Raw genomic sequence first — 7,034 nt, forward strand, 5'->3', positions numbered from 1 at the left:
CGTAAATTGTTTTCAGAGTAACCAGCTCATTGATGGGCCGCTACTCAAAAACACCGATAATTAGAAATTTATGACAAACTGCCGCCGATATCAGTAAAAACTATAAGATTGTGTCGGGAATTTGCCGTGGAGTAGTGAGGAGCGAGGAGCGCGCAGTCCGCAACCCCGGCCCGGCCCTGTATGGCCAATCCGGGGAATACGGCGACAGAAAAGCAGCGACTAGTGCAGGAACAGCTCGCCGGCCGGGAAACCGGACAGGAACCAGGTGACCGCCAGCAGGTCGGCGCTGCCGCCCGGGCTAAGGTGGCGAATAATCAGCTCATCATCCAGCCGGCGCAGCGCCTCCAGCCCGCCGTCGGTCAGCACTCCGCCTTCCCACAGCAGCTTTTGCGCCTGCTGCTGCACAAAATTGAGCCCTTCCAGCCCGCCGCGCGACACCAGATTGGTATCGTCATTCCAGGCCATCAGGTGCAGTAGAGTCTGCAGTAACGCCAGATTGGTATCGCCGGTGTCCGCCATAACGCGATTGAAGACCGGCATCGCCTGGGTGCGCACGGTGCGAAAGCCGCTCTCCGCTTCGCCTCTGGCGCCGGAGAGCCCGTAGCGCAGGAAATGCCCTTCGCCTTTACTGACCTTCATTCCTTCAGGAGAGGAGAGCTCGCGCCCGACCAGGCCGCGGCAGAAGCGGGCCACCCGATCGCAAACCCGGTGCTGTTCAACCGGCTCCCCTCTGGCCACCAGCCTTCCCGCCGCCGCGCTGAGCAGGCCAAAAGCGAAGATCGCGCCGCGATGGGTATTCACCCCGCCGGTAGCCTCCAGCATATCCGTCTCGCACGCCATGCCCACCGGACGCAGCATCGTCAATACCTGCTCCGGCGTGATATTGGCCGTGTCGTGGCCCATAATGAAAAACTTCTCCATCCATGGCGCGACAGCCGCCGTGCTGGCCTCAAAGGAGGCCAGATCCATATCCCGATGCGCGCCGGCGTTACGAATATCCACCAGGCCCGGTTTCGGCGTCAGGCGGACTTCGGTCAGCAGCGCTCGTTCCACGCGAGAAACCATCTCCTCCGCCGTCACCGTTTGACGGCTCAACGGGCGACGCTGGCTTATCATCACTTCGCTCATGCCTTTCTCCTCAGCGCGTTTAACCGGCGCTTTTGACCTGATGAATGACATCAATCACTGAACCGTCGCGATAGCGCACCACGGCCACCACCCGATCGGTGAATTCGATCGGGTCAGGCGTGCCGGTCAACAGTTCGGCGCGCTGCTGCAGCTCTTCAATGGTTATCAGCGGGATACCCGCGTTACGCAGGTTATCAATCAGGTCCTGACGCGCCGGGTTGACGGCGATACCGTGATCGGTGACCAGCACATCCACGCTGGCGCCCGGCGTCACGCGAGTCAGCACCTTCTCCACCACGCACGGAATACGCCCACGCACCAGCGGCGCGGTGATAATGGTTAAATCCGCGCCTGCCGCCGTATCGCTGTGGCCGCCGGATGCCCCGCGCAGCACGCCGTTGGAGCCGGTCATCACGTTAACGTTGAATCCGGTATCGATCTCCAGCGCGCTCAGCATCACCACGTTCAGGCGTTCGCAGGAGACGCCTTTCGAACCGGGATTGGCGTACTGATTAGCGGAAATTTCAATATGGTTAGGGTTATTGGCCAGCGAACGCGCGGCATCGCCGTCAAAAGACTGGGTATCCAGCAGCGCTTTGATCAGACCCTTTTCGTGCAGATCGACCATCGTGCCGGTGATCCCGCCCAGACCAAAGCTGGCGGTAATATTGTTACGACGCATCTTATCTTCGAGGAAGCGGGTCACCGCCAGCGATGCGCCGCCGGTCCCCGTCTGCAATGAGAAACCGTCTTTGAAATAGCCAGAGTGTTCGATCACCTTCGCCGCCTGGCGGGCGATCAGCAGTTCGCGCGGGTTGCTGGTCAAACGGATCGCCCCGGCGGTGATTTTCGCCGGATCGCCGACCTCGTCGACCTGCACGATCAGATCGACCCGATCCTGGGCGATGCTGGCCGGATAGTTTGGATAATCCACCCACTCTTCGGTGAGCAGCACCACGCATCCGGCGGCCTCGGCATCCACTCTGGCGTAGCCCAGCGATCCGCAGCGGGATTTACCGCTAAAGCCGTTGGCGTTGCCATACTCATCGCAGCACGGCACGCCGAGGAACGCCACATCAATGCGTAGCTCACCGGTTTGTACTAAATGCGCCCGGCCGCCGTGAGAGTGGATTTGTACCGGGTTTTCCATCAGCCCGGCGGAGATCGCTTCCCCCAGCTTCCCGCGCAGACCGGAGGTGTAAATCTGGCGGATCACGCCATTCTTAATATGTTCAATCAGCGGCCAGTGGGCGTCGATCAGCGAGCTTGAGGCCAGCGTCAGATCGCGAAAACCCATTTCAGCCAGCTTCGCCACCACCATATTGACCACCTTGTCGCCGCCGCGAAACGCGTGATGGAAGGAGATGGTCATACCGTTTTGCAGCCCGGAACGGCGAATCGCCTCCTCCAGCGAGGCGCAGATTTTACGCTGCCGCTTTTCGCTTTCGCTGGCCAGCCACGGGCTCTGCGCCGTCACGCCCGCATAGGGCGCTAATCCTTCCGGCATCACGTACTGCTGATTAAGCATTGCTACGGTCTCTTTCATTATTTACTCCTTAATCACGAATGCCGGAAGCCGACAGCGCCACGACTTTGCGCGCATGATCGATAATCGGTCCATCTATCATCTTGCCGTTCAGCGATACCACGCCCAGACCGCGCGCTTCCGCCTCTTCCGCCGCCGCGATCACCTCCCGCGCATGTTCAACGTCTTTCAGCGTGGGGGCATAAACCTGGTGCAGCAGCTCAATCTGGCGCGGGTTGACCAGCGATTTACCGTTAAAGCCGAGATTCTTCGCCAGATTCGCTTCCGCGAGGAACCCCTCTTCATTGTTAATATCCGACCACACCACGTCGTACGCCGCGATCCCGGCGACTCGCGCCGCGTGCAGCACCGCGCAGCGGGCGTAAAACAGCTCGGTGCCGTCGCCACGGCTGGTGCCCATATCCATAACGTAATCGAAGGCCGCCAGCGCGATGGCCGACAGGCGCGGGCTGGCGCGAGCGATCTCAACCGCGTTCACTACGCCCAGCGCCGACTCTATCGCCGCCATTAATTTCGTGCTGCCCACTTCCCGGCCGCATTCGCGCTCAATCCGCTCGACCTGCGCTTCCAGCTCATGGATATCTTCTTTGCTATCGGTTTTCGGCAGGCGCACCATATCGACGCCCGCGCGCACCACCGCCTCAAGGTCGGCGAGACCAAACGGCGTGCTGAGCGGGTTAATGCGCACCACGGTTTCCACATCCCGGTAGAGCGGATGCTGTAGCGCATGATGCACCAGCAGGCGGGCGGTATCTTTTTCACGGAGCGAGACGGCATCTTCGAGGTCGAACATCACCGCGTCAGCGCCGTAAACAAATGAGGTGCTTAACATCGCGGCGTTGGCGCCGGGGATAAACAGCATACTGCGACGAGGTTTCATAGCTGACTCCAGTGCGGTTGAGATTGTTGCGCCGCGCGCAGCGCCGCGGCCTGAACCCGAGCCTTCAGTACGCATTCGAGCGCGCCTTTATCATCGACGACGACGTTCGCCCGGCTCACCCCAAGCTGCGTCAGCGTCTCTCTGACCACCCGCTCAATCGCCGCGCCAAACTGCTGCTTCACAATGCTGTCGATTTCAAGCTGAATACCTGGCTCATTCGCAGGCCCGATCCTGACCATCACATCGCTGGATTCCAGCGTGCCGGCCAGGGCGTCAATCATCATTTCCATAGAGGCTGATCCTTAGTTATGGAGGTAAATCAGGCGGTTTGGTGTTCGCTTTCCGCCAGATGTATCAGAAAAGAGAGGGTTACCGGCGGCACCAGCGGCGCAATCGACGACCACTGGCGCTGCTGATACAGCCTGCGCACCCGGGAAGCGGAAATGGGCGCGCCCTCTTTCTCAACCCGCGCCAGCTCAACCACCTGAATCGCCGGCGCGTCGCCGGGCGCTTCCAGCAGCTGGCGCATGCGCTGGTTGTAGCGACGGGTTAATTCACACAGCGGTTCGCTGCCGACAAAGCGGTGGGTCACGCCCAGCGCCGGGGCTAAACGTTCGCGAAAGAGCTGCAGATCGATCTGGCTGTGGCAATCGTCAACCACGCCTTTGTCTTTCAGGAAGTAGCCGGGAAAAGTGGCGCGCGAGATCAGATAGGCCGACCCCGGATGCAGGGTCACGTTGGCGATCCCGGCGATCCCCTGTTCAATCAGCGCCACGCGATCGCGGTAGCGGAAAAACGAAGCATCTTCCTTCACCACGAACAGATGCAGCCAGTCGCAGCGTTGAGCCGCCTGCTCCACCAGCCAACGATGCCCCAGGGTAAAGGGATTGGCGTTCATCACGATGGCGCCGATTTTTTCGCCGGGCTGACGATACATCGTAAGCTGGCGGCAATAGCGGGCCAGACGTTCGCGGCTATTTTCCATTAACACGGCCTGCTCCCCCGCGCGGGCGATAGGCCAGAACCCGGCGCAGGAGAAGAGCTCCGCGTTATAGGGTTTAGTGAACAGAAACAGCTCGCTGCGGCCCAGCTCATACGCCAGGGTCATCAGTTCAGTCAGCAGCTTCAGGCTGAGCCCTTCCCCCTGCAGCGACGGGTCGACGGCAATACACTTCAGAACGCATCCGGCAATGGCGCCGCAGCCGACAATGCGCCGCTGGTACTCGACGATAATCGCCCATTCGCAGTCCGCCTCCAGCGAGAGCTGGTGCTGATGAAGAAAGAGGTCAACGGCCTCTCGCCGCCGGGGGTCGAGCTGTACCGCGACGCGTTTTACTATCAGATTCATTTTTTTCGCGCTTCATTGACCAAAACGAGCTGTATTTCGCCATCGTTCCCGCAGCGGTTCTTTTATTTCAATCACATTTTTCCGCGTACCTTAATTGGCTTTATGGTTTTTATGTTGTTAATTAATTCAGAAGAATAAAAACAATTAAATTAATTAAAAACACGACTAATCAGTGAAGATAATCACATATCGCCGGGGAACATATTTATTATTATGCCGCCGTCCTATTATTGTTTTTTCTAACGGCATTAATACACAAAATCATTCAAGTTGCATCGAGGCGGTAACTGAATGAATCCCCAGGAGCTTACGCATAGTAAGTGACTGGGGTGAGTGAAGGCTGCCAACAAAGAGGCAGCTTGAAGGATGATGTGTATATTCCTTTTTTTAACAGGGTGACGTCATATGACTAATATGAGCCAGGCTCCATCTGCGGAGAAAAAAGGGGTTAGCGATATTCTGGGGTTTAAAATCTTCGGCATGCCGCTACCGCTTTACGCCTTTGCGTTAATCACTTTACTACTTTCACACTTTTATAATGCCCTGCCGACCGACATTGTTGGTGGCTTCGCGATCATGTTTATTATTGGCGCCGTTTTTGGCGAAATTGGCAAACGCCTGCCAATCTTCAATAAATATATTGGCGGCGCGCCGGTGATGATCTTCCTCGTGGCCGCCTATTTCGTTTACGCCGGCATATTCACCCAGAAAGAAATTGATGCAATCACTAATGTGATGGATAAAAGTAACTTCCTGAACTTATTCATCGCAGTATTGATTACCGGCGCAATCCTCTCGGTTAACCGTAAGCTGTTGCTGAAATCTCTGCTGGGTTATATTCCGACCATTTTAATGGGGATCCTCGGCGCATCCATCTTCGGGATTATCATTGGCCTGTGCTTCGGTATCTCCATCGACCGCATCATGATGCTGTACGTCCTGCCGATTATGGGCGGCGGCAACGGCGCGGGCGCAGTGCCGCTGTCTGAAATTTATCACTCCGTCACCGGCCGTTCGCGTGAAGAGTACTACTCCACCGCGATTGCCATTCTGACCATCGCCAATATCTTCGCCATCGTCTTTGCCGCGCTGCTCGATATTATCGGTAAAAAACACACCTGGCTGAGCGGTGAAGGCGAACTGGTGCGTAAAGCCTCCTTTAAAGTCGAAGACGATGAAAAAGCGGGCCAGATTACCCATCGCGAAACCGCCGTCGGCCTGGTGCTCGCCACCACCTGTTTCCTGCTGGCCTACGTTATTGCCAAGAAAATTTTGCCAAGCATTGGCGGCGTCTCTATCCACTATTTCGCCTGGATGGTGCTGATCGTCGCGGCGCTGAACGCTTCCGGCCTCTGCTCGCCGGAGATTAAAGCTGGCGCCAAACGCCTGTCTGACTTCTTCTCTAAGCAGCTGCTGTGGGTACTGATGGTCGGCGTCGGCGTGTGCTACACCGACCTGCAGGAAATTATCGACGCGATTACCTTTGCGAACGTCATCATCGCGGCGGTAATCGTGGTGGGTGCGGTCATCGGCGCGGCCATCGGCGGCTGGATGATTGGCTTCTTCCCGATTGAGTCCGCGATCACCGCCGGTCTGTGCATGGCCAACCGCGGCGGCTCGGGCGACCTGGAAGTGCTCTCGGCCTGTAACCGTATGAATCTTATCTCTTATGCGCAAATCTCCTCCCGTCTGGGCGGCGGTATTGTGCTGGTCATCGCCAGCATTGTGTTCGGCATGATGATGTAACCAACACGCACGATGGCGATGTTTGAGCGTCAACCACAGCGGTGCTCTTTAGGGTCCAGAGCCGGGGGCGGCTTCGGGAAATCCACCCTACTCCTTAGCCGGAAGTATCGTTTGGTTAGCCTTCAAACACGCCGTCGTGCCCTTACTTTAGGGTCTTTCAATGACTGAAGCTGTACTGCTGGGTGAAGGCTTCACCCTGATGTTCCTCGGCATGGGGTTCGTGCTGGCGTTTCTGTTTCTGCTGATTTTCGCCATCCGCGGCATGTCCGCCGCCGTCAACCGCTTCTTCCCCGAACCGGCTCCCGCGCCGAAGGCCGCACCCGCCGCCGTAGCGCCCGCTGACGACTTCGCCCGCCTGGCGCCGGTGATTGCCGCCGCTATTCACC

At 57.9% G+C, this 7,034-nt stretch carries 7 protein-coding genes; 2 read left to right on the forward strand and 5 right to left on the reverse strand.

Going from position 1 to position 7,034, the window contains the following annotated elements; genetic code table 11:
- Positions 1–219: 219 nt before the first annotated feature.
- From citG to citC, 5 genes are read right to left on the reverse strand one after another with little or no spacing between them, the layout of a single operon-like run.
- Positions 220–1,128, reverse strand: coding sequence for a triphosphoribosyl-dephospho-CoA synthase CitG (citG, locus tag ABLU96_RS02865; RefSeq protein WP_049080582.1), 909 nt, complete (start codon positions 1,126–1,128; stop codon positions 220–222).
- A gap of 19 nt (positions 1,129–1,147) precedes the next feature.
- The gene (gene citF, locus ABLU96_RS02870; protein ID WP_064405771.1) at positions 1,148–2,674 is read right to left on the reverse strand and encodes a citrate lyase subunit alpha; all 1,527 of its coding nucleotides are present in this window, start codon (positions 2,672–2,674) and stop codon (positions 1,148–1,150) included.
- 10 nt (positions 2,675–2,684) lie between these two features.
- Positions 2,685–3,554 (reverse strand): citrate (pro-3S)-lyase subunit beta, encoded by an 870-nt coding sequence (gene citE, locus ABLU96_RS02875; protein WP_025106468.1) that lies wholly within the window; start codon positions 3,552–3,554, stop codon positions 2,685–2,687.
- Positions 3,551–3,844 carry a citrate lyase acyl carrier protein gene (gene citD / locus ABLU96_RS02880; protein ID WP_004098513.1) on the reverse strand — a complete coding sequence of 98 codons (294 nt, stop codon included), beginning with the start codon at positions 3,842–3,844 and terminating at the stop codon, positions 3,551–3,553. The genes citE and citD overlap by 4 nt, the downstream gene beginning before the upstream one ends.
- Positions 3,845–3,873: 29 nt before the next feature.
- Positions 3,874–4,902, reverse strand: coding sequence for a [citrate (pro-3S)-lyase] ligase (citC, locus tag ABLU96_RS02885; RefSeq protein ID WP_064405773.1), 1,029 nt, complete (start codon positions 4,900–4,902; stop codon positions 3,874–3,876).
- Between the two features lie 405 nt (positions 4,903–5,307).
- Here citC and citS point away from each other — a divergent pair, with 405 nt between their 5' ends.
- Together citS and ABLU96_RS02895 are read left to right on the forward strand one after the other, a co-directional pair.
- Positions 5,308–6,648 (forward strand): citrate/sodium symporter CitS, encoded by a 1,341-nt coding sequence (gene citS / locus ABLU96_RS02890; protein ID WP_047724529.1) that lies wholly within the window; start codon positions 5,308–5,310, stop codon positions 6,646–6,648.
- Between the two features lie 160 nt (positions 6,649–6,808).
- A partial coding sequence (locus ABLU96_RS02895; protein WP_348862319.1) for an oxaloacetate decarboxylase subunit gamma occupies positions 6,809–7,034 on the forward strand: 226 nt, incomplete at its 3' end.

Origin of the sequence: Klebsiella sp. CN_Kp106 (assembly GCF_040064575.1) — a bacterium.
Lineage (GTDB): Bacteria > Pseudomonadota > Gammaproteobacteria > Enterobacterales > Enterobacteriaceae > Klebsiella > Klebsiella michiganensis.

Excerpts from the sequence above, each read along its gene's own strand:
- citG (WP_049080582.1), bottom strand. The coding sequence starts at position 1,128 with ATGAGCGAAGTGATGATAAGCCAGCGTCGCCCGTTGAGCCGTCAAACG.
- citF (WP_064405771.1), bottom strand. The coding sequence starts at position 2,674 with ATGAAAGAGACCGTAGCAATGCTTAATCAGCAGTACGTGATGCCGGAA.
- citE (WP_025106468.1), bottom strand. The coding sequence starts at position 3,554 with ATGAAACCTCGTCGCAGTATGCTGTTTATCCCCGGCGCCAACGCCGCG.
- citD (WP_004098513.1), bottom strand. The coding sequence starts at position 3,844 with ATGGAAATGATGATTGACGCCCTGGCCGGCACGCTGGAATCCAGCGAT.
- citC (WP_064405773.1), bottom strand. The coding sequence starts at position 4,902 with ATGAATCTGATAGTAAAACGCGTCGCGGTACAGCTCGACCCCCGGCGG.
- citS (WP_047724529.1), top strand. The coding sequence starts at position 5,308 with ATGACTAATATGAGCCAGGCTCCATCTGCGGAGAAAAAAGGGGTTAGC.